This window comes from Providencia sneebia DSM 19967 (assembly GCF_000314895.2).
GTDB classification, from domain to species: domain Bacteria; phylum Pseudomonadota; class Gammaproteobacteria; order Enterobacterales; family Enterobacteriaceae; genus Providencia; species Providencia sneebia.
In genome coordinates, this window is sequence record NZ_CM001773.1 from 3592960 (window position 1) to 3615779 (window position 22820).

The 22820-nt window shown below is 36.5% G+C and carries 17 protein-coding genes and 1 pseudogene; 10 read left to right on the forward strand and 8 right to left on the reverse strand.

Annotation, left to right across the window (positions count from 1 at the left end; genetic code table 11):
* Nucleotides 1-25 precede the first annotated feature (25 nt).
* On the reverse strand, nt 26-715 hold the full coding sequence (gene phoB, locus OO7_RS14945; protein ID WP_008916772.1) for a phosphate regulon transcriptional regulator PhoB: 690 nt from the start codon (nt 713-715) through the stop codon (nt 26-28).
* A 391-nt stretch (nt 716-1106) separates the two neighbouring features.
* Between phoB and sbcD the strand changes: the two genes are divergently transcribed.
* The 3 genes from sbcD (at nt 1107) to OO7_RS14965 (ending at nt 6468) form a co-directional block, all read left to right on the forward strand.
* Nucleotides 1107-2327 (forward strand): exonuclease subunit SbcD, encoded by a 1221-nt coding sequence (gene sbcD, locus OO7_RS14955; protein ID WP_008916773.1) that lies wholly within the window; start codon nt 1107-1109, stop codon nt 2325-2327.
* On the forward strand, nt 2324-6001 hold the full coding sequence (locus OO7_RS14960) for an AAA family ATPase (RefSeq protein ID WP_008916774.1): 3678 nt from the start codon (nt 2324-2326) through the stop codon (nt 5999-6001). The genes sbcD and OO7_RS14960 overlap by 4 nt, the downstream gene beginning before the upstream one ends.
* Nucleotides 6002-6099: 98 nt before the next feature.
* Complete coding sequence (locus tag OO7_RS14965; protein ID WP_043892741.1) at nt 6100-6468, forward strand: SEL1-like repeat protein; 369 nt, start codon at nt 6100-6102, stop codon at nt 6466-6468.
* 80 nt (nt 6469-6548) lie between these two features.
* On the opposite strand, the gene OO7_RS14970 is transcribed toward OO7_RS14965, so the two are convergent.
* Nucleotides 6549-7832 (reverse strand): cystathionine gamma-synthase family protein, encoded by a 1284-nt coding sequence (locus OO7_RS14970; RefSeq protein ID WP_008916776.1) that lies wholly within the window; start codon nt 7830-7832, stop codon nt 6549-6551.
* A gap of 46 nt (nt 7833-7878) precedes the next feature.
* Nucleotides 7879-8913: an isopenicillin N synthase family dioxygenase gene (locus OO7_RS14975; protein WP_008916777.1), complete on the reverse strand. Its 1035-nt coding sequence runs from the start codon at nt 8911-8913 to the stop codon at nt 7879-7881.
* Between the two features lie 347 nt (nt 8914-9260).
* Here OO7_RS14975 and OO7_RS14980 point away from each other — a divergent pair, with 347 nt between their 5' ends.
* The 3 genes from OO7_RS14980 (at nt 9261) to OO7_RS14990 (ending at nt 11761) form a co-directional block, all read left to right on the forward strand.
* On the forward strand, nt 9261-10133 hold the full coding sequence (locus OO7_RS14980) for a MetQ/NlpA family ABC transporter substrate-binding protein (RefSeq protein WP_008916778.1): 873 nt from the start codon (nt 9261-9263) through the stop codon (nt 10131-10133).
* Between the two features lie 311 nt (nt 10134-10444).
* The gene (locus OO7_RS14985) at nt 10445-11044 is read left to right on the forward strand and encodes a nitroreductase family protein (RefSeq protein WP_008916779.1); all 600 of its coding nucleotides are present in this window, start codon (nt 10445-10447) and stop codon (nt 11042-11044) included.
* Between the two features lie 417 nt (nt 11045-11461).
* A complete protein-coding gene (locus OO7_RS14990) occupies nt 11462-11761 on the forward strand; it encodes a hypothetical protein (protein WP_008916780.1) in 300 nt (99 codons plus the stop codon).
* A gap of 105 nt (nt 11762-11866) precedes the next feature.
* Here the strand turns inward: OO7_RS14990 and OO7_RS14995 are convergent, their stop codons facing one another.
* Nucleotides 11867-13816 (reverse strand): bifunctional 2',3'-cyclic-nucleotide 2'-phosphodiesterase/3'-nucleotidase, encoded by a 1950-nt coding sequence (locus OO7_RS14995; protein WP_008916781.1) that lies wholly within the window; start codon nt 13814-13816, stop codon nt 11867-11869.
* A 284-nt stretch (nt 13817-14100) separates the two neighbouring features.
* Here OO7_RS14995 and rdgC point away from each other — a divergent pair, with 284 nt between their 5' ends.
* Nucleotides 14101-15006, forward strand: a complete 906-nt coding sequence (gene rdgC, locus OO7_RS15000) for a recombination-associated protein RdgC (protein ID WP_008916782.1) — start codon at nt 14101-14103, stop codon at nt 15004-15006.
* 328 nt (nt 15007-15334) lie between these two features.
* Entirely contained in the window at nt 15335-15850 is a 516-nt protein-coding gene (locus OO7_RS15005) for a GNAT family N-acetyltransferase (RefSeq protein ID WP_008916783.1), read from the forward strand.
* A 78-nt stretch (nt 15851-15928) separates the two neighbouring features.
* On the opposite strand, the gene yedF is transcribed toward OO7_RS15005, so the two are convergent.
* The 4 genes from yedF to exbB form a co-directional block, all read right to left on the reverse strand.
* Nucleotides 15929-16168, reverse strand: a complete 240-nt coding sequence (gene yedF, locus OO7_RS15010) for a sulfurtransferase-like selenium metabolism protein YedF (RefSeq protein ID WP_008916784.1) — start codon at nt 16166-16168, stop codon at nt 15929-15931.
* A 3-nt stretch (nt 16169-16171) separates the two neighbouring features.
* Complete coding sequence (gene yedE / locus OO7_RS15015; protein ID WP_008916785.1) at nt 16172-17383, reverse strand: selenium metabolism membrane protein YedE/FdhT; 1212 nt, start codon at nt 17381-17383, stop codon at nt 16172-16174.
* A 1602-nt stretch (nt 17384-18985) separates the two neighbouring features.
* On the reverse strand, nt 18986-19411 hold the full coding sequence (gene exbD, locus OO7_RS15020) for a TonB system transport protein ExbD (RefSeq protein WP_008916786.1): 426 nt from the start codon (nt 19409-19411) through the stop codon (nt 18986-18988).
* 5 nt (nt 19412-19416) lie between these two features.
* Nucleotides 19417-20358: a tonB-system energizer ExbB gene (gene exbB, locus OO7_RS15025; protein ID WP_008916787.1), complete on the reverse strand. Its 942-nt coding sequence runs from the start codon at nt 20356-20358 to the stop codon at nt 19417-19419.
* 416 nt (nt 20359-20774) lie between these two features.
* Between exbB and metC the strand changes: the two are divergent.
* Together metC and OO7_RS15035 are read left to right on the forward strand one after the other, a co-directional pair.
* Nucleotides 20775-21961: pseudogene (metC, locus tag OO7_RS15030) on the forward strand (cystathionine beta-lyase).
* A gap of 159 nt (nt 21962-22120) precedes the next feature.
* Nucleotides 22121-22792 (forward strand): DedA family protein, encoded by a 672-nt coding sequence (locus OO7_RS15035; RefSeq protein WP_008916788.1) that lies wholly within the window; start codon nt 22121-22123, stop codon nt 22790-22792.
* Nucleotides 22793-22820 lie beyond the last annotated feature (28 nt).

The window sequence follows — 22820 nt, forward strand, 5'->3', positions numbered from 1 at the left end:
TCAATATTCAATTGAATTGCTCCTATTAAAAACGAATAGAAAAACGGTAACCTGTACCACGAACAGTTTGTACCATCTTATCATGTCCTTGTGCTTCTAAAGCTTTACGTAGTCGACGAATATGCACATCAACAGTTCTATCTTCCACATACACATTTGCGCCCCAAACGTGATTGAGCAATTGCTCTCGGCTATAAACCCGCTCAGGATGTGTCATGAAAAAGTGCAATAATTTATATTCTGTCGGTCCCATATCAATAGGAATTTCATGACTACTCACCCGATGCGAAGTTGGATCTAATGTTAATCCATTCATTTCAATGATGTCTTCAGCCGCCATAGGCGAAATGCGGCGTAAAATTGCTTTAACTCGCGCAACTAATTCTTTTGGTGAAAATGGTTTAATTAGGTAATCATCAGCGCCAACTTCTAGCCCTTTGACGCGGTCTTCTTCTTCACCTCTCGCGGTTAGCATCATCACTGGAACATCACGAGTTTCATTATCGCGTTTCATATGCTTAATAACTTGCAGACCAGAACCACCGGGGATCATCCAATCTAACAGAACTAAATCAGGCAGCGGATCAACTAATTGAGCAATGGCAGAATCATAATCATCAGCTTCAATATATTGAAAACCATTCTGTTCTAGTACAAAACAAACCATTTCGCGGATCGGTGCTTCATCTTCAACCACTAGAATGCGTCTTGCCATGATTAATCCTATAAATAAGAAGATGTATTCATCATATCCCAAGTTATTCCATCATTAATATTGTCCAATTTAGTGATTTCATCTTGAGTTAAATTAGGAATACAAATAAAAGTAAAAACATTATGCGTCACTTTTATGACAGAATTATGAAAAATGACATTAATTGCTATTTTTCCTCTTTGATTCATTATAGCTTGTCATTTAAGTGAAATATTATTTTCACATTTCCATCATATCTTTTATTTGCGAAATTTTGGCGAATGTAAAGCGCCTATTCTCTGTGAAATTTCCGCATCGGATGAAGGTTACGTTATACTCAGCCTTTACTATTTTTATTTCTCTATATTTGTATATCGATAGCAGAAATACACATTACTGGGAATGAGCATTCATGCGTATTATCCATACTTCTGACTGGCATCTTGGCCAATATTTTTTCACAAAAAGCCGAGCTGCTGAGCATCAACATTTTTTGACTTGGCTAGTTGAACAAGTCAAACAATATCAAGTAAATGCGGTCATTGTTGCGGGTGATATCTTTGATACTGGCTCACCGCCTAGCTATGCAAGAGAAATCTATAATCAATTTGTTGTCTCTTTACAACAAACTGGCTGCCAGCTTGTCATTTTAAGTGGTAATCATGATTCTGTTTCTGTTCTCAATGAAACCAGTTCTCTACTTTCTTATTTAAATACAACCGTGATCACATCAGGCACAGAGCCTCACGTAATCACATTGCAAGATGAGCAAGGTCAACCTGGCGCGCTGTTGTGTGCAATTCCCTTCTTACGCCCAAGAGATATTCAACTGAGTATTGCGGGGCAAAGCAGTGAAGAAAAGCAGCTATCGCTACAAACAGCCATTAGTGATTATTACCAAGCTAGTTATCAATTAGCTCAGCAACAAAGAGAATTACTCAATTTAGATATTCCCATCATTGCAACGGGCCACCTCACCGTCGTGGGTGCTGAATTGACGGACTCTGTTCGCGATATCTATATTGGGACATTAGACGCTTTTCCATCAGGCGCGTTTCCTCCCGCAGATTATATTGCATTAGGGCATATTCATCGCCCACAAGTTATTGGTGGAAAAGCACATATTCGCTATTGTGGTTCGCCTATTGCACTCAGTTTTGATGAAGCTAATCAAGAAAAAAGTGTTTGTTTGGTTGAATTTAATGGTTGCCAAATGACACAAATAAGCCAACTCACTATTCCTACTTTCCAACGCTTATTAACCCTTAAAGGTAACCTTGACCAAATAAAACAACAGCTCCATGATCACATTCCACAATCGAGTGAGCCGCTAATTTGGTTAGATATTGAAGTCGCTTCGCAAGATTATCTCACTGATATTCAACAGCGAATTGAAAATTTAGTGGATAATTTACCCGTTGAGGTTGTGCTACTACGCCGCGCTCGCAAAGCTTCACAACATCAACAAGCAGTGACGATTAATGAATCATTAAATGAATTAACAGTTGAAGAAGTGTTTCTGCGCCGCCTAACAGAAGAAACCATGGAAGATAAAGACAAAGAGCAACGGCTTGTGCTGTTATTCAAACAATCTTGTGATGCCTTACGTTCTGAGTTAGAGGAAAACGCATGAAAATTTTAAGCTTACGTCTAAAAAACCTAAACTCACTTAAAGGCGAATGGAAAATAGATTTTACCCAAGAGCCTTTTGCCAGCCAAGGTTTGTTCGCCATCACCGGTCCAACTGGGGCAGGTAAAACAACCTTGCTTGATGCCATTTGCCTCGCGTTTTATCATCAAACACCAAGATTAAAGACTATTTCGGCAAAGCAGAATGAGATAATGACTCGGCATACTAGCGAATGTCTTGCTGAAGTTGAGTTTGAAGTCAAAGGTACCGCTTATCGTGCATTCTGGAGCCAACGCCGTGCGGGCAATAAACCGACAGGAAATCTCCAACAAGCCAAAGCTGAATTAGCATTAGTGAGTGATGGCAAAATTTTAGCCGAAAAGCTAAATGATGTCAGAGAGCAAATCATTCATATCACCGGTCTTGATTTTGCACGTTTTACTAAATCAATTTTACTGTCTCAAGGTGATTTTGCTGCCTTTCTCAATGCCAATGTAAAAGAGCGTGCTGATTTACTTGAAGAAATTACAGGTACTGAAATCTATAGCCAAATTTCGAGTTATATTTTTCAACAACATAAACAAGTAAAAATAGATTTAGAGCTGCTTAAAAGCCGAGCACAAAGTATCCACCTATTAACAGAAGACGAATATCAAGCCCTATCAAATGAACAAACTCAGCTTCTTGAACACGAAAAACAGCTAAATTCTCAACTCAATCAATATCAACAAGCTGCTCAATGGTGGCAACGCGAGCGACAACTTACAACGCGATTACAGCAGTTGAAAGTTGAACAACAAAGTGCGGAAGAAGCCTTCCAAGCTGCAGAACCAAGCTTTAAAAAATTATCAGATAACCTTCCCGCAGAAAACTTGAGACCATTATGGTTAGATGTTGAACGCTATACAAAAATACTCAGTGAACAATCACAGAAGCAGCACGATTTATCACAAGTTCTGGAGAACAGTTTACAAGAACTTGAGCCATTACATGCCCAAGTAGCAAAAAATAAGTATGATGAATTGCAGCATCGCACCTACATGCAGCAACAGCTAGAGATTATTGATGAGCAAGTTCGCCCATTAGAAAATGAGATTGCTAATTTAACGCAAAAAATTGTTGAAATCAGTGAAGAAAAAACGCGCTATCAATCTGAATACCAAAACAAAAAAATAGCAGTTACTAAAATACAGCAACGGCTTTCAACTGCAAAAAGTGAACTACAGCAACTTGATGTATTTTTAGAAGAAAAACAAACTGACGCATCAATTTCTCAACATATTGGTTTATGGCAACAACAAAGCCATTTGATTGATGAATTACATCAGCAAATTGCCGCTCTCACTCAAAAACAACATAACTTAAAACAAGAGCAAACTGCGTTATTGTCAGAAGAACAACAACAAATTGATCTGAACAAGCAGACAGAATCAAGCTTAGAGCATGATCAACAGCTCTTCTTAGGCGTTGAGAAAACATATTTAGATAGGCAACAATCCCAAGATATCACTCAACTAAATCAATCTATTGAGCAACTAAGAGCGCGCTTGCAACACGCTCAGGTATTACCTTTGTTGTTCTCTCAATGGCAAGATCTACAGAATCAAATAAAAAAACAGCAAACTCAATATGATGTATTGATACCGTTAATCCAAAAAATTGAACATGATGCGCAAGTGACAGAAACGAAGCTTAGCCATCTTCAACCGCATCTAACTGATCTCAATGAGCGATTACAGTTAGAACAAAAGATTGTTAGCCTAGAAAAAGAGCGCCAGCAATTAGTTGCTGGAAATCCATGCCCTTTATGTGGCTCTTTATCACATCCCGCAATTGAACAATATCAATCTATTGAACCAACTCAAACAGAGCAACGCTTGAAAACGTTGATGCAACAGGTTGATGAGCTAAAACAAATACAAATCAATCAACAAATTTCATTGCAAAAGGAAAATCAAAGACTTGATGAAAATAAGCAGCAACAAATATTGTTAGCTACACAACTCGAAACACTGAATAAAAAGTGGTTGATGGCATGTGAACAAGCTCAAGCAAGTGAACTCACCTATGAAGAAACATTAGTCGAACAATTTATTGCCGATCTTCAGCAACAGCTATCAGCACAACAAGAAATTGTCAGCCAATTCACAGTATTAGAACGAGAATATCAGCAACTCAAACAACAATTGCATGAAAAACAATCACAATATAAACAACAGCAATCTGCTTTATTATTGATTGCAGAACGTTTAACTCACCAAAAGCAACTATTTACCAATATGCAAAGTGAGCTAACGCATCTTAAATCACGTTTTGATGAACAATATCAACAAATTAAAAATTCTATTGCTTTATTTTCGCTGCCCTCAACAGAAAATATATCTCAATCGCTTGAGATACTCGCGTTACGTGGACAAGATTATGAATTAAAAGCGCGTACAGCTCAGGAGCTACGCCAAAAAATAGCCGTTACAGCGGCAACACTTGAAGTAGAATTGAATCAACAATCTACCTTAGAAAAGCAATATGGACATTTAGAACAACAATTACAGAAATATCAGCAGGCTATAACGCAGAAACAAGCTGACCGTAAATTATTATTAGCAGGTGAAGCAATTGCTGATTATGTTGAAAAATTGCAGAAAAAACTGGCCGATATCACCGAACACCTACAAAAGTTAACGAATCAGGTCAATCTGAGTGAAAAAAATATTGCGTCACTCAAAGGCAGCTTAAACGAAGTCATTAGTGCAGTAAAAGTCAGCCAGCAGCAATTAACGTCAACACAGCAGCTTTTTAATGATGAACTTGCAAAAAGCCCATTTGCAACTTTACCTCTATTTTTAGAAGCATTATTAGCACCTGATGAAAAAAAGCGTCTTGAACAACTTCATCAACACTTAAGTCAAGCGCGTCTGCAATCTGAAGTTCGTTTAAAAGAAGCCGAGCTTGCATTGCAAGAGCATCAACAACAGCAATCTCAGGAAGCTAGCAATTCAACATTTGAACAGATACAACAGCACATTTCTGCTCTGCTTGAGGAAATAAAAACACTCAACCAACAGCAAGGGCGCATTACCAACCAACTTGATGCTGACAAGCAGCAGCGGCATCAACAACGCGACTTATTAAAAGAAATTGAAGACAAACAATTGCACTATGATGATTGGTGCTATCTTAATGATTTAATTGGATCATCTGACGGTGATAAGTTCCGCCGTTATGCGCAAGGCTTAACTTTTGATAGTTTGATTGCGTTAGCCAATCAGCGATTAGATAAGCTGCATGGACGCTATATATTACAGCGTAATCATAGCGCTGAGTTAGAATTACAAGTCATTGACAGCTGGCAAGCTGACACTATTCGCGATATTAAAACACTTTCTGGTGGTGAGAGCTTCTTGGTCAGCCTAGCGCTTGCACTGGCATTATCCGATATGGTGAGCAATAAGACACAATTAGAATCACTCTTTCTTGATGAAGGATTTGGTACACTTGATCCTGAAACATTAGATATTGCGCTTGATGCTTTGGAAAGTCTTAATGCATCTGGAAAAGTCATTGGCGTCATTAGCCATGTCGAAGCGATGAAAGAAAGAATTTCGGTACAAATCCCTGTCAAAAAAATCAATGGATTTGGAATCAGTGAATTACCGCATCAATATCGAGTTAGTTAAACACGTAAACAAAATCAATAAACATTCTCTATAACGGGCTTTTTTTAATAAAAAACTTGCCCGTTTAACATTATCGAAATCAATTTGGTCAGTTAACCATGTTTAAAAAAATAAAAAAGATGTTAGGCCTTATGCCAATGCCACTTGAAGAAATCAATCAGATATTGGAAAAGGCGGAACAAGGCGATGTTAATGCTCAATATAATATTGGAACAATATATGATGTAGGTGAAGGCATTCCCAAAGATACGGCTAAAGCGATTGGGTGGTATCAAAAAGCAGCGGAGCAAGGTCACGCCAAAGCTCAATATATGCTTGGCATTATGTATGAATCAGGTGACTGCTTACCTTACGATGCAGCGAAAGCGGTTGAGTGGTTTAAAAAAGCAGCAAAGAATGGTGATCAAGATGCTTTATTTCATCTAAATCATATAGATCAAGAGAACACTAAAAATTCTAAACTGTGATGCACCATCCTTGGTGCTCCATTTGCTTCTGTCTAACGGATCTGCTTCCTTTCTTAATATCATATATGGCTAGCTAAGTATCAAATTGCATCAAGGGCTTGTGATAACGCTTCTTGAAGATCATTCGCATTTTCTATTCCGACAGATAAACGCACTAAATTGCTATCAATACCGATTTGATTGCGCACTGATTCTTTAATACCTGAATGTGTCGTTGAAGCAGGATGGCAAGCCAGCGATTCAGTTCCACCTAAACTGACAGCTAATTTAAATAACGCAAGATTGTCGAGGAATTTAAAGGCCTCTTCTTCATTTTCACCAACATTGATAGAGAGTGTCGAACCTGCACCCGTACATTGCGTTTGGTAAACCTGATATTCTTGGCTATCTTTTGGTAAAAATTCTGGGTAATGCACTTTTTTAACCTTTGGATGTTGATGCAGGAAATGCGCTAATTTTTGTGCATTATCATTCGCTTTTTCCATCCGCAATTGCAAAGTTTCTAAAGAGCGTCCCAGCATCCAACTTGAATGAGGATCAAGCTGAGTGCCGATAGCATTGCGCTGCGCTCGCACTTTATTCACTAATTCACGACGACCAACCACACCACCAGCAACTAAATCAGAATGACCACCGACATATTTAGTTAGTGAGTACACACTTAAATCTGCACCTAATGCTGTTGGCTTTTGGAAAACAGGGCCTAGCATGGTGTTATCACAGACAAGCAATGGTTTGGTATCTTGGCGTGTTTCCCCTATTTCTTGAGCAATTTGACTAAGTAAGTGAATGTCCACTAACGTATTTGCAGGATTAGACGGTGTTTCAATATAGATTGCTGCAATGTTTTTGCCAGGCTCAATACCGTCAATCACTTTACGGATTGCATCACCATCGCAACCACTTTGAAAAGGCACTGAAGTGACACCAAAACGCGCCAATGTATTTAGAAATAGCGTTTCAGTTCCACCATAAAGCGGTTGGGAATGCAGTAAAACATCCCCCGGCTTAAGAAAAGCCATTAAACATGTCGTGATAGCTGACATGCCAGATGAAAAAAGGGCTGCACTTTCAGCACCTTCATAGAGCGCTAATCTATCCTCAACAATTTCGCTGTTAGGATGATTGAAACGTGAATAGACTAGTCCTTGTTTTTCATTGCCCGATGTTTGTGTGCGTCCACTAACTAAATTAAAAAAATCTTTCCCTTCCTGAGCTGTTTTAAAGACAAAGGTTGAGGTTAAAAATACAGGAGGCTTTATTGCCCCTTCAGATAATCTTGGATCATAACCATAACTCATCATCAATGTTTCTGGTGAAAGCACGTGCCCATTTAACTCTTTTTTATAATAACTGTCTGACATAGTTGTACTCCGATAATAATAATCAACAACCCTTATACAGAGTACATCATAAGATGTTGCTATTCTTGACAATTTGTTCGTATTCGTCAGGATAAAACTTTTGCGTAACAGATAAATGTGAACGCAACCGCCCTTTAATGGCATTTTTTCCTAAATTAGTAAACATTGGGTTTAAAGGATCGCTATCAGGCCCTAATGCTTGCTTGGCAAGATGTTCTGGTAAAGGTAATAGTGGCACTTCTTCAGCATAAATACTTGGCGTAATAAAATAAGCAATAGAATAACGGGAAACACTATTTTGTTTTCTTACGACTTGATGAACATTCGCGCGTAAATAACCATTTGTTGCAAGTTCAAACACTTCACCAATATTAATCACAAATGCATTCTCTAATGGTTCCACATCCACCCAACCATTATCTGTTTCAACTTGTAATCCGCCCGTATTATCCTGCCATAATAATGTTAATAAGCCGGCATCTTTATGAGCACCAACACCTTGTTCGCCCGTATTATTATCTTCTCTAGCTGGATAATGAATGAGTTTTAATAAATGTTGAGAAGGTTGGCCAATAATATTATCTAAACTATCTTCCGGTAATTCCAATGCGACAAGAAAGGCTTTAATTAATTTAACAGCAATTGATCTCATATCACTTTGCCATGCCAATGCCTGTGTTTTTAATTCAGGCAAAGCATCTGGCCATTGGTTTGGACCTTGTAAATTAAACCAAATGGGATCTTGTGCGCTAAGGGCTAAAGTGGGTAACTCTTCACCAATATCAATTTGCTCGCGATAGTCAGGCTGATTTCGCGTATTTTCCTCTGTTGATGCGGTATATCCGCGAAAATGCTTTGATTGACTCATCGCTATTTTTTCTTTTTCCGCTTTAGGTAAAGCAAAAAAACGTTTTGTCGTAGCTAATAAATTTTCTCGCTGTGTTGGTGTAATATTGTGCCCAACTAGATAAAAAAAACCAATTTCTCGGGCAATAAAACGTAATTTTTTATAAAAGTTATCTCGCGTTTTTGGATTATCCAATTCACTAAGATCAATAATCGGCAATGAATATAATGACATAATTAAACCCTATTATTTCTATTATTTAATGGATTAAAAAACATTTCATTATTAATTAATCACGATATACACCAAGGTTATTTATCTACAATTTCATAAAACATTGGCTATATATTAAATTTTTAACCTGATGATTTAATAACCATGAAGAATAAATTCACAGTGAGACAATTAAACCCCATATTAGTAAAATACTTAAAATAATATAAAACTATATCGATATAACCATTTAAGTTTAATCAACACTTTGCATATAACTAAATACTCTTTTTATTGACCAAATGTTATTTCAAAAATAGTTATTTAATCTGATTAGATAATAACAACAAATTTTTGAGGATTTAAAAATGAAAAAAATAATAACATCGCTACTTGTCCTTTCTGTTTTTGTGATCAGTGCTTGTTCTCAAGACGATAAACCACAACAACCACAACAAACTTCCAATACCAGCCAGCAAGGTAGGCATAAAATTATTATTGGTAGTCATGGTAGTGATTCTGATATCTGGAAATTTATTGCTCAATCCCAAGCCACTAAAGAGGCGGGATTGGATATTGATGTTAAAATTATAGATGATGGCGTCACGTTAAACATTGCTACAATTGATGGTGATGTTGATGTAAATGCCTTTCAATCATGGGGATTTTTAAAAGATTTTAACCAAAGTCATCAAAATCAATTAACTGCAATTACAACCACTTATTTCGAACCCATGGCTATTTATTCATCGAAATATAAAACACTTGAACAACTCCCCAATAATGGAGCATTAGTGGCTATTCCAAATGATTCAGCAAATCATGCACGCGCACTATTATTATTGCAAAAATCGAAATTAATCACGCTTAAGCCTGACTTTAATCAGGCGACAGGTTCAGTCAATGACATTATTGATAACCCCAAAAATTTAAAATTTAGACAAATTAAATATGCCCATGGACCAAGAGCATTACCCGATGTTGATATTGCAGTTATTGGTAATACAGCCGCACAAGAAGGTGGATTAAATGCTTTAACAGATTCTTTATTTAGAGAACAAAATGATGAAAGTATTAACGATAAAATTAATGTTCTTGTCGTCAAATCTACCAATAAAGATAATCCAGCCTTTAATAAATTAGGTGAGTTATACCACACAGAAGCCGTCAAAAATTATATTCAAGATAATTTTGGCGGAACGAAAATCCAAATCGTTAAACCCCTTTCTGAACTTCATTAAATTTTCAGGATGATAGCGGCAATACGCTTTGTCGCTATCGCCATCATCTTATTAAAAATAATTCAATATGAGTAACTTCATTGATAAAAAATGAGCTATCTCATGCGAAAAATAAACGCACAATAAAAATAACCATTTGATTTATCATAGAAATAATAAACTTTTTTCTTTATCCAAAAATTTGAATCTTATGGTTAAATTTTTTTCTATGATTTTTATGCTAGCAAGTTATAGTAATAACCAATGAATAAATAACGGCGTCTGAAATTTTAATAAAATGCCGTGTGCTTAAAAATAGCTAGGAGACTCACATGTCAAACGCATTTATCGAAATGATTAAAAATCGTCGTACTATTTATGATCTCGGCAATAAATTACCTGTTTCTCATGAACACATTATAAATTTAGTCAAAGAAGCCGTTAAACACTCACCTTCATCTTTTAACTCACAAACATCACGTGTTGTTATTTTATTTGGTGATGAACATAAAAAATTGTGGGAAACAACAAAAGAGACGCTGAGAAAAATCGTTCCTGCTGAAGCATTTAGCGGTACTGAGAAAAAAATTGATAGCTTTAGCGCTGGTGCTGGCTCAATCTTATTCTTTGAAGATATGTCCGTAGTTAAAGGCTTACAAGAACAGTTCCCTTTGTATGCAGATAATTTCCCTATCTGGTCAGAACAAGCAAGCGGTATTGCTCAATTCGCTGTCTGGACAGCATTAGCACAAGAGCAAGTAGGAGCTTCATTACAACACTACAACCCGCTGATTGATAACTTCGTACAAAAAGAGTGGGGAACCCCTGATAGCTGGGTTTTACGCGCGCAAATGGTCTTTGGTTCAATTAATTCACCAGCAGGTGATAAAGACTTTATGGATGATGAAGTTCGTTTCAAAATCTTCAAATAAATTATCCTCTTGAAGCAAGTATATTTCCCTCTACTCTTATGTATAAAGAAGTAGAGGGAAAATTTAAATGTGTTTTTTCAGTGTAATATCCTACCCAAACCCCACTTCTCATACACATCAAATTAATTGTAAATGAACACAATTAAACACTACACTTTTTTAACAAATTACATCATATTAAGTAACATAGAATTGTTAAGTAAATATTAAGTTAAATATTAAATATGATTATTAAAAAATAAACTTAATTTGCGCTGCATATAATTCAACCAATTGTTATATAAAATAAAAACTCGCTGATTTCTTAATATTTGTCATATATTTTACATGTATCTGAACTATACTTATATTGATGACATTAAATTGTCATCAATATAAAGCCTTCCAATGAAGCTGTTGCAATATAGGAGGTAGACAATGAAGTCATTATCCTTACTCGCTACTGCCGCTGTTGCTCTCATTTCTAGTTTTACTTGCTATTCAATGAATCAAAACATTGCTGAAGGAACGATCTCATTTTTTGGTGCTATTGTTGAAGAACAATGTGAGCTCAACATCAAATCACCCAAAAATGTCAATATCCATTGCTATCGTAATGGCAAAAATATGACTAAAGTGAGCACCCTGAAAGAGGCTCAAAAATTAAGCTCTGATTATGTTAAAGTGGAATATGGCCGCTATAATGAAAAACCAATATTGGATGTTATTTATCAGTAAGTTATATAGTTAAAAGCTCCACAGTTAATTATTTAACTATTGGAGCTTTCAATTGACTGATTTTTATCCCAAAAGGAGATAATCTACACGAATTAATGACCTAACTTATTTAGCTTGCAAATCAATTTGATAAACAGCAAAGCCAATGTCATCTGTACCTACATGCTTGATTGGATATTGTGCATGTTGTTTGATAAATTCCGCTGCCTTGTCGCTTGGTGACGTTTCAAAACGAATATCCAGCTTCTTATCTGTTTTGATTGGTGAAAATAGCCAATTATTATCTGCTTGGCTAGTCACTTGCCCCTTTTCTTTTGATACTTTAGCAATATAAGACGCTAGAACACTGCGATTTTCATCAGGGGAAGCGAAAGCAATATTGGCATCGCCAGTTCCTGCAAATTTTCCACCATAAGCACGATAATTATTTGTCGCAATTAAGAAAGTTGCTTTTGGATCAATCGGTTTTCCTTGATAGGTAACTTCTTTAATCCGATTTGCCTGTTTATTCACCAACTGGCAATCTGTATCATATTTTGCAGGTTCAGTTAGATCGATTTGGTAGTTTATCCCGCTGATCGTATCAAAATTATAGGTTCTGAAACCGTCCCAATTGATCAAACTTTGAGGCTTTGTCGATTGAGGATCAATTTGATTGAACATACCCGCTGAACATTCCAACCATTCAACAACATCAGCACCTGTAGCCTTCACAACGACTAAAGTATTTGGGAAGAGATATAAATCGGCTGCGTTGCGGAAAGTCAAATCCCCTTTTTCAACTTCCACAAATTCTGCTGGGGCATTTTTACGGCCTCCCACTTTAAATGGGGCTGCCGCAGACAAAACCGGTAGATCCGATAAATCTGGATCACCTTGAATATAATGGCGGGTGTAATCTGCCTGAGCATCATTGACAATTTGTACCGTCGGATCACTTTGTACTAGCGCTAAATAGCTGTACATATTGTCTGAGGCTTTCCCAATCAACTTACTGACAAACTGGCGAGTATCATTATGTGGTTTATCAATAAGTTTAGCCAACTCATCATCACGCTCAACTAATGGCTTTTTGTTAGTCTTATCATAAATTGCACGGGCATGAGCTTGAGCATCAATGACTTTCCAATCACCATCATCATTATTGAGAACCATATCGACTACACCAAGATGATCCCCCCACTGACCTGGCATAACCGCTGGAATACCATTCACAGTACCTTTGTTAATATCGACGCCTTGAATATTCTCAAATTCTTTACTAGGAAATACGCCATGCGAGTGACCAAACATGATGGCATCAATATCAGGAACTTCACTCAGATAGTAAACGGAGTTTTCAGCCATTGCTTTATATGGCTCTTGCGAAAAACCAGAATGTGGAATAGCAACAATAAGGTCAGCGCCCTCTTTTTTCATTTGAGGAACAAACTTTTTAGCTGTCTCAGTAATATCATTGACTCGCACTTTGCCGCTAAGATTTGGTTTATCCCAAATCATAATTTGTGGTGGTACAAAGCCAATATAACCAATTTTTATATTATGCGTTTTTCCATCACGATCTTTTACTGGCGTGTCAACAATAATGTAAGGCGTGAAATAGTTCTCTCCCGTTTTTGCATCAATAATATTGGCATTTATATAAGGAAATTTAGCTCCTGCAATGGCTTGTTTTAAATAATCGAGGCCAAAATTAAATTCATGATTACCGAAATTACCGACAGTGTAGCCCATGGTATTCATTAAGCTATGCGCGGGATGGGATTCACCTTCAGCCAATCCTTTAGAGGCCACATAATCCGCTAATGGGCTGCCTTGGATCAAATCGCCGTTATCGACTAAAACAGCATTTATCACTTCACCTTTAGCAGCTTTAATTAAACTTGCTGTACGGACATAGCCAAACTGATCCGTTGATTTATCTTTAAAATAATCAAAATCAATTAAGTTACTGTGTATGTCTGATGTTTCCATTACACGCAAATCAACAGTGGCAGCATTAGCATTAAATGCAACAAATAACGCCAGCGCTGAAAATCTAAAAATATTATTCACTATAATTCCTCTTAATAGCTTTAAACCCTAAAGTATTGGAAAAACTCGGGCACAACTTAAGCTTAATATCTTGTTTCGAAGTATATACCGAAAATAATTTAAGTTGCATGTTTCAATATCTCAATAATGAACAATAACTTAGCATCGCGGATATTGTTTTATCAACCAAACCGCTATCACACACAGCAAGATCCTTCCCGATATTTTTTTCGCTTAATAACTGACAATTCGCTATCATAGCCCTTGATTAAAATAGGTAATCCATCAACAAAGGTAGGTTTTTCATGTGGTTCAAGAATATACTGGTCTATCGTCTAAATAGAGAATTGTCTCTTTCTGCCGATGATTTGGAAAAACAGCTTGCCCCCCTCGCCTACCATCCTTGTGGTAGCCAAGACATGATGAAAACAGGTTGGGTTTCTCCGTTAAAAGGGGGGGATTCTCTGACTCATGCAGCAGGCCAACAAATTCTAATCTGTGCAAAAAAAGAAGAAAAAATGCTGCCATCTCCTGTTATTAAGCAGGAGCTACAAGATAAAATTGAAAAACTAGAAGCCGATCAAGGTCGTAAACTCAAAAAAACGGAGAAAGATTCTCTAAAAGATGAAGTTATTCATACTTTACTTCCCCGTGCTTTTAGTAAATTTAATAAAACCTATATTTGGATTGATATTGCCAATCAATTGGTTATTGTTGATGCCGCCAGTGCTAAACGAGCTGAAGATAACCTCGCCCTGCTTCGTAAAAGCTTAGGTTCATTGCCTGTTGTTCCTTTAACATTTAAAGAACCCATTGAATTAACATTAACTGAATGGGTGCGCTCTGGCTCCTTGCCGCAAGGCTTTGCTGTTATGGATGAAGCTGAGTTAAAAGCTATTCTCGAAGAAGGCGGCGTTATTCGTTGTAAACAACAAGATTTGATTTCAGACGAAATTGCTACCCATATTGAAGCCGGTAAATTAGTGACGAAACTCGCTCTAGACTGGGAAGAACGTATACAATTTATGTTTTCTGATGATGGTTCGATAAAACGAATTAAATTTAGTGATACTTTGAAAGAACAGAATGATGATATTGGCAAGGAAGACTATGCCCAACGTTTCGATGCTGACTATGTTTTAATGACGGGTGAACTTAGCGCGCTCATTGCTCGCCTCATTGATGTGTTAGGTGGGGAAGCCGAAAGCTAATTATTAGTACTACCTCATATTTGCTAGAAGGTTGTTGATGTTTCTTGATTATTTTCACAACAAATGTCGACACCTTCGAATACATTTACATCACTTTTTAGACCCCGCCAGCATTGCCACCATTAAATCATTGACTACCTACCTAATCTCTGGTGAATTAAATTACATTTCAGTTACAAAATCGTAGCAATTTTATCTATTAAACCCAATATTGTTATATCCAAGAATAGTTCAAGCGGTTAATCTTGGCTCAAAAGAATAAAAAATAAAGTTAACCAATTGAAATATCATGGATATATAAAAAATAATTTTAATTGCAGGATGTGTTATGAAAGATCTCATCGAGCATGAAGTAGATGAACATTCACTTGTTACACTACAAAAAATTACCGCAGAGAATTTTTCTGAGATTTGCTTACTCAGCCATACCCTCAGTGAAGAGCAACGCAGTATGGTCGCTGATAATGCCTATTCCATTGTCGAAGCACAATTTTCGGATTGCGCATGGTATCGGGGAATTTATGCCGATGACACACCTGTTGGTTTTATCATGCTGCATTCAGGCTTAGATGATGATGAACTTGAATATGATGGCATTATGTTATGGCGCTTTATGATAGCGGAACCTTATCAAAAACTCGGGTTTGGTCGTGAAGCGTTGATCCAAGTAATCCGCTATCTTAAAAAGAAAGGTTATCCACGTTTATATAATAGCTGTGGTGAAGGCGAAGGAAGCCCTTTTGAGTTTTATCAAAAACTTGGATTTATTCCAACAGGTTCATATATTGATGATGAATGTGAACTGGTTTTAGATTTAACAACTTGGCAGGATGAGTCATACTGAATATCAATCAAAAGATTGATTCAACTCACTAATAAACAAGGGAAAAATTTGATTCTTTCATTTTTCCCTTGTTACTCTTTATTTTTGGATTAAATAACGAATAGTTGGCCCATCTTGTTGAATATCCAAGACTTTATAACCATAATTCTTTGCATCCAAAGGAATATTATTAATAGATTGCGGACAATCGCTCACGACCTCTAATATCTCTCCTGGCTTTAAAGATGGCATGGCTTCTAATGTCGCTACCGCAGGATATGGGCAAGGTTCTCCAACCATATCTAAACGATAATCAGGAATAATGTCTTTGTGGCTCATATATTATGCCTCCGCTGATTTTGCAATTTGTATTGGTGCACGTTTGCGGAAAAAGTATTTTTCCCATGCAAGCATTAAAATAAAGGCTAAAGCTAATAAAAGATAAGTGACCGCTAAACCACCTTGCGGGCCAAATGTCTCAAGTAAATTGACTTTATCAAAATCAGTTGCTAGCCATGGTGCTAAATCATCCCAATAATAAGCAAGAATTGTTGCACCAATAATATTGCCAAATCCTACCCACCAATAATGGACTTGACCTTCTACAGCACGGTACATCCAACCGGTTTCACAACCTCCCGCGAGGACAATACCAAAACCAAACAGCAGTCCACCAATGACAGCATTAGGTCCGGCCCATAAAATTTTAGGTGTCGCGCCAAGTTGCACATAGCTAAAAATTCCAATCGCACTGACGGCCATCCCAATAATAATAGCTTTAGCCATATGAGTTCGACCCGTGATCCACAAATCACGAAATGCTGATGTAAAACAAATTTGTGCGCGTTCAATTAATAAACCAAAACCAATTCCACATAAAATCGCAATACCAAAAACGGGAGAGTTCCATAAAGTATAAAAACCCCATGCAAGAGCAAGTAGAAAAATAATCATTCCTAATTTAAAACGCTTTTTCGCACTCTCAACTTTTTGTGTTAATGGTGAAGCAGCAGACACTTTTTGTAGTTTTATTGGGATCCGGAACATTGGCATCAAGGTAAATTTAGCACCAAAATAAGATCCAGCCGCAGTAGCAACAGCAAAAAACCATGCATGTAGAGAAAATTGAGGGATACCCGTGAAAAATGCGGCTAAATTACATCCCATCGCTAAGCGCGCACCAAAACCGGCAATAATCCCACCAGCAATAGCTTGAATAATGCGAATTCGATGCTGAGGCATGCGCAATTTGATATTATTTGCCCATAATGCTGCGGCAAAACATCCAGCAAACATCCCGATGATCATGACACCATCAATTCTATCAAGTGGGCTGCCTTCAAAACCGATGACTTTGAAGTATCCCCATTTTTCAGGTTCAGCACCAAATAGTTGAAGGATATGACCACCCCAGCGAGTAAATTCACCGGTAACAGCCCAAAAAGTCCCCGTTAAGCCAAAATAATAAGTCGAAAGAACACCTGCAGCAATAACTGCGGGTAAAGGTTTCCAAAAACGGATGAGATAGTGAGATTTAAACTCAGACCAAGTCATTGTAACGTCCAATTGATTCAACACCAGCACCTGGCAGAAGATCCCACTGTTGTATCTATACCGCGAATAATTCAAGTTACATTTATAGCGAAAAACAACCTCATACAGCTTAATAGAGAGCGGCTATTTAGCGAATTAACACAACTTGAAAGATCTTAGCGATATATTCCCCACAGTGGCTAGCAGCACATCATACTCATATTATTTATTTCGTGAAGGTATTTAGTCATAAAAAATTGATCTATATTCACTCTCTACCAAATCGTATTAGTTGACCATATTTATGGAAACACGACTTTGTATATTTAAGATATATTAATTTTTTTTGCCTATTTTGACAGCGATGATATTGATTGAAATAGAGTCAGAATAGATGATTTGATATACAGAAAAATAAATTTCAACATTTACCTTTACCGCAGATAACATCCAATTTACTTATAAAAATACTTAACAAAAAATTGGTAACATAAGTTATGTTATATCAAAACATGGTTTTATAATTCATTGAATTAAAAAAAGCGTTATCAAAAGATAACGCTGAAATGTGTAATTTTACTTTATCTATTTGTAGAGGAGTATATATGAAATTGCTTATTACAGCGTGCATGCTATGCGTAGTCTGAAGTCAGCCCATTAGACTCAGATATAACATTTTTCAACTTAAAAAATATTTTGTCAGAGTTAAAAATATTTATATCCTATAAAATCTAATTCATTCTATTTATTTTTAACTGATAAAGGTAAAATAAATAGCCAACAAAAATATTTAAAAATGTTTCCAGATGTTATTGTCTGCATTATAACTAAACTTAATGCTGGCGCAAGTATTTTTTTATTTTAAATATCGTCAGTAAGATTTAACAAAATAGATATAAATACTAATTTTTAAATAAAAAACTAAAAAAGAAAGATATCTAGAGACTTTCATAGATAATTTACATATAAATCGACAACTTGAAAATTGCATAAGTTAAATAATGAAATAGCATTTAATTATTTATATAAATAACCTTACGTTAACTATTAAATATTTTTATTTATTATAGAAAAACAGATCAAATATCAATCAATGTAATAATTTAATATATCTTGATAGTTTATTTTCGAAATAAATATATGATATAAAAACAGCAACATCGAAAAAACAAAAATACAACAATGAAAACAGCATATTATACAAATCAAAATAGGATTAAAAGGATAAAAACCATACCAAGAATAAGTAAAATTACTTATATGGATAACTAAGATAGAACTAATAACATAAATAACCAAATTACCAATACAGTTAAATAATATAGTTACCCCATCTAAAATAGAATAAAACAAAATAAACAATCCACCATAAATAAAATTTAAAGATATCAAGCAAAAGCAAATAAATTCAAAAAATTAATGAATTAAACTTTTCATTTGAAAAATACTATTCATATATCGATGTATTTTAATATGGCATGTAACTAAGAGACGCCTTTATTGCCAATCTTTTTAAGATTGAAAATAAACAATGAATACAGTTTGCTACACAAATAAAAACGCACTAAATCTTTAATTGATTAGATTAAAAATTTAGTGCGTTAATATATTATTATTTTGCGACTATTTAGCTGTGGTGGCTTCCATTCCAACTAAACCAATTTTGAGATATCCGGATTGACGAAGAGAATTCATCACATCCATCATGGTTTCATAATCAACGCTTTTATCCGCTTGGAAGAAAATTGTTGTCTCTTTATTTGTATTTGTCGCTATATCAAGAGATGAACCTAATTGCTCTTTTGTTACGGCTTGCTCACCAAGAAACAATTGGTTATCTGACTTGACTGTCAAGAATATCGGTTTTTCAGGGCGTGGCTGTGGTTTTGCAGTTGAAGCTGGTAAATCAACTTTAATATCAACTGTTGCCAATGGCGCAGCAACCATGAAGATAATTAGCAAAACCAACATAACATCAATAAATGGTGTTACGTTAATTTCATGCATTTCACCGCTATCATCTTGTTCGTCACCTAAACGCATTGCCATAATCGTTACCTTGCTTTGCTATTTGCCAAATCTAAGTCACGTCCTAACAATAGAGCAGCTTGAGCAGCAACATCACCGACCTGACCACGATAATTGTTTATCATTCTGGCAAAAATATTATAAATAACAACAGCTGGAATTGCTGCAATCAAACCAATCGCAGTTGCTAACAGTGCCTCAGCAATACCGGGAGCAACAACCGCAAGGTTAGTTGTTTGCGAGTGTGCAATACCAATGAAACTGTTCATGATCCCCCAAACGGTTCCAAACAGCCCAACAAACGGGGAGATAGCACCAATGGTTGCTAAATAACCATTACCACGCCCCATATAACGACTAATTGATGCAACAGCACGTTCGAGACGGAAACCAGTACGCTCTTTGGTACCTGATAAATCACTACTACCCGCTGACAGTTCTCTTTCAGTAGCAGCTTGTTGTAGTAGCATGCGAGTCACACTATTTGCTTTAAAGTTTTTTGCAATCTTTAGTGCTTCGTCCAGTGATTTTACACTGACTAACTCTTTAGTTTCAGTTTTTAAGCGGCGACGAGCAATGATAATCTCTAGCCCTTTAGAGAAGAATAGAGCCCATGTAATAACAGAAGCAATAACCAAACCAATCATTACAGTCTTAACGACATTATCCGCATTCTGGTACATACCCCAAACAGATAAATCTTCGTTAAATCCACCTTGGCTTTCCGTGGTAATTGCAATATCTTCACTGATGACAGGTGCTGCACCCTCATTTTCTTGTACAGAAAGATTTTGCTCTATAGGTGCTGTAGAAGTAGAACCCGTATCTGTGGAAAGATTCGTATTTTCAGATGCCGGAGTAACCGGAGTCGTTTGGGCAGTAGCTGGTGTTGTCGCTGGAGTGGTTTCAGCATAAGCTGATCCCATCAAACCTATCGCCAATAGAATAGAAGCTGTTAGTGTACGCATCAGTTGGCCTTATACTCTCTTTTTCTGTGTTCTATGAATAAATTTGTGCCGATGATTTTTGCATTCACCGACTGACCCATAAAGCGAAATAAACTCGCTTCCTTCATCTCTTTTTTAAAAGACGATGCAGATAATATCAAACACAGCACGAATTGATAGTAATTATCATTACTATTCACGATTTTTTTGCTATTTTTTACCCTTTAACAGTGACATCCTTAAAGAAAGCAGGGTTACTTCGCTTTTTTATATTCAAAACCATAAATACAACAGATATAAATAATATCTATTCTTTAATATCTAAAATAAGAGATGTTGTACATCCTTAGCAAAATCATTTAACTTCAATTGATGCTTCTTAATTATGCAGTAAACACAGCACATACCTGTTCAAAATAACAGCTAAAGGAAGTCACATGTCAAAACTCAAACCTGAAACTCAGTTAGTTCATCTGGGGCGAAATCCCAATTACACCCAAAAAGGGGTTAACCCCATTATTCAAAGAACATCCTCTGTCATATTTAATACCCTGGAAGAAAAGCAACATGCAACCCGTAATCGCGCCAATGCTGTTCTTTTTTATGGTCGTCGAGGAACACAAACTCACTTTGCTTTCCAAGAAGCTATGACAGAACTGGAATGCGGAGCAGGTGCCGTTCTCTATCCATCGGGAGCTGCGGCAATCACCAATGCCATACTCTCTTTTATTTCAGCTGATGATCATATTTTAGTGACCGGATCAGCCTATGATCCCACACAAAATTTTTGCGATAAAATTCTCACAAAAGTGAATGTTGAGACAAGCTATTTTGATCCGATGATAGGTGCAGATATCGCAAAATTAATGCGCCCAAATACACGCATTGTTTTTTAGAAGCACCAAGTTCAATTACAATGGAAATACACGATCTTCCCGCTATTGTGAAAGCGATCCGTCAAAAATCACCCGAAACAATCATTATGATTGATAACACATGGGCTGCTGGTGTTTTACTCAAACCATTATTATTTGATATTGATATTTCCATTCAATCAGCAACTAAATATATTAATGGTCATTCAGATGGCATGTTGGGTGTTGCAATCGCCAACCAACGTTGTATTGAAACATTGAGAGAAAACTCTTATTTATTAGGACAAACTGCTGATCCTGATACAGTTTATATGGCAACTCGCGGCTTACACACATTAGCAACGCGCTTAAAACAGCATGAAGAAAACAGCCTTATCATTGCCCATTGGTTAGAGCAACATCCTGATGTCGAACATGTTTTTCATCCAGCTTTACCATCTTGCCCAGGACATGAATTTTTTGTTCGAGATTTCCATGGTAGCAACGGCCTTTTCTCTTTCCAATTAAAATCCCGTCTCTCTAAAGAGCAATTTGCTGATTTTTTAAATCATTTCACTCAATTTAAAATGGGCTATTCATGGGGTGGCTATGAGTCATTAATTTTAGGTTATCAAAAAGAAGACTTAATGAGCATGCGCCAATTTGATTATCAACCAAGTTCAGGCACCTTTTTCCGAGTTCATATTGGCTTAGAACATCCGCAAGATTTAATTGATGACTTAACATTGGCTTTTGAGCGTATTCAATAGTCTATTGAATTTCACATATTTACCTGCTTCATTTATGTGTGAATATGTGAAAATTCAATTAGTTTAATTATGCCTTTCTATAAACAAATCAAACTTAATTAGCTTTTTTCCTGTAATATACCTTAGATATTTGCTTTTTTCGTCTATACAGGAACGACTATGGAAGTCTTGCGCGAAATCGTAATGGCTCTTTGGCATCACGATTTTATGAAACTCTCCAATCCAGAAGTACTTTGGGTTATTTATACAGTTCTTTTTGTTGTCATTGTTTTAGAAAATGGCGTGCTCCCAGCCGCTTTTTTGCCCGGTGATACCTTATTAATTCTTTCCGGCGCACTGATTGCAAAAGGCGTTCTTCACTTTATACCAACTGTTTTATTACTAACTGCCGCCGCAAGTATTGGTTGTTGGTTGGGCTTTCTTCAAGGGCGCTGGCTCAGTGAAACGAAAATGGTTAAGCGATGGTTATCGCAAATTCCATCTGAATACCATGAAAAAGCGAACCAAATGTTCCACAAACAGGGGTTGTATGCCCTGCTTATTGGCCGTTTTTTAGCGTTTGTTCGCACACTACTCCCTGTGCTTGCCGGATTATCTGAATTAAGCCAAAAACGCTTCCAGCTATTTAACTGGTTAAGTGGATTACTTTGGGTTGGTATTATTATCAGCTTAGGATATGCATTAAACCAAATTCCATTTATTAAGCAGCATGAGCAAATTGTTATTAGCATTCTGATGATAATACCCGTAGTACTGTTGGTTGTAGGGTTAATTGGATCTATTGTGATGTATTTAAAACACCGCAAATCTATCAATAAAAAAACAAATTAACATGCAACTCAACCTAAACGAGTTCAGG

Coding starts and splice junctions, on each gene's coding strand:
- phoB (WP_008916772.1), bottom strand. CDS start 715: ATGGCAAGACGCATTCTAGTGGTTGAAGATGAAGCACCGATCCGCGAA.
- sbcD (WP_008916773.1), top strand. CDS start 1,107: ATGCGTATTATCCATACTTCTGACTGGCATCTTGGCCAATATTTTTTC.
- OO7_RS14960 (WP_008916774.1), top strand. CDS start 2,324: ATGAAAATTTTAAGCTTACGTCTAAAAAACCTAAACTCACTTAAAGGC.
- OO7_RS14965 (WP_043892741.1), top strand. CDS start 6,100: ATGTTTAAAAAAATAAAAAAGATGTTAGGCCTTATGCCAATGCCACTT.
- OO7_RS14970 (WP_008916776.1), bottom strand. CDS start 7,832: ATGTCAGACAGTTATTATAAAAAAGAGTTAAATGGGCACGTGCTTTCA.
- OO7_RS14975 (WP_008916777.1), bottom strand. CDS start 8,913: ATGTCATTATATTCATTGCCGATTATTGATCTTAGTGAATTGGATAAT.
- OO7_RS14980 (WP_008916778.1), top strand. CDS start 9,261: ATGAAAAAAATAATAACATCGCTACTTGTCCTTTCTGTTTTTGTGATC.
- OO7_RS14985 (WP_008916779.1), top strand. CDS start 10,445: ATGTCAAACGCATTTATCGAAATGATTAAAAATCGTCGTACTATTTAT.
- OO7_RS14990 (WP_008916780.1), top strand. CDS start 11,462: ATGAAGTCATTATCCTTACTCGCTACTGCCGCTGTTGCTCTCATTTCT.
- rdgC (WP_008916782.1), top strand. CDS start 14,101: ATGTGGTTCAAGAATATACTGGTCTATCGTCTAAATAGAGAATTGTCT.
- OO7_RS15005 (WP_008916783.1), top strand. CDS start 15,335: ATGAAAGATCTCATCGAGCATGAAGTAGATGAACATTCACTTGTTACA.
- yedF (WP_008916784.1), bottom strand. CDS start 16,168: ATGAGCCACAAAGACATTATTCCTGATTATCGTTTAGATATGGTTGGA.
- yedE (WP_008916785.1), bottom strand. CDS start 17,383: ATGACTTGGTCTGAGTTTAAATCTCACTATCTCATCCGTTTTTGGAAA.
- exbD (WP_008916786.1), bottom strand. CDS start 19,411: ATGGCAATGCGTTTAGGTGACGAACAAGATGATAGCGGTGAAATGCAT.
- exbB (WP_008916787.1), bottom strand. CDS start 20,358: ATGCGTACACTAACAGCTTCTATTCTATTGGCGATAGGTTTGATGGGA.
- OO7_RS15035 (WP_008916788.1), top strand. CDS start 22,121: ATGGAAGTCTTGCGCGAAATCGTAATGGCTCTTTGGCATCACGATTTT.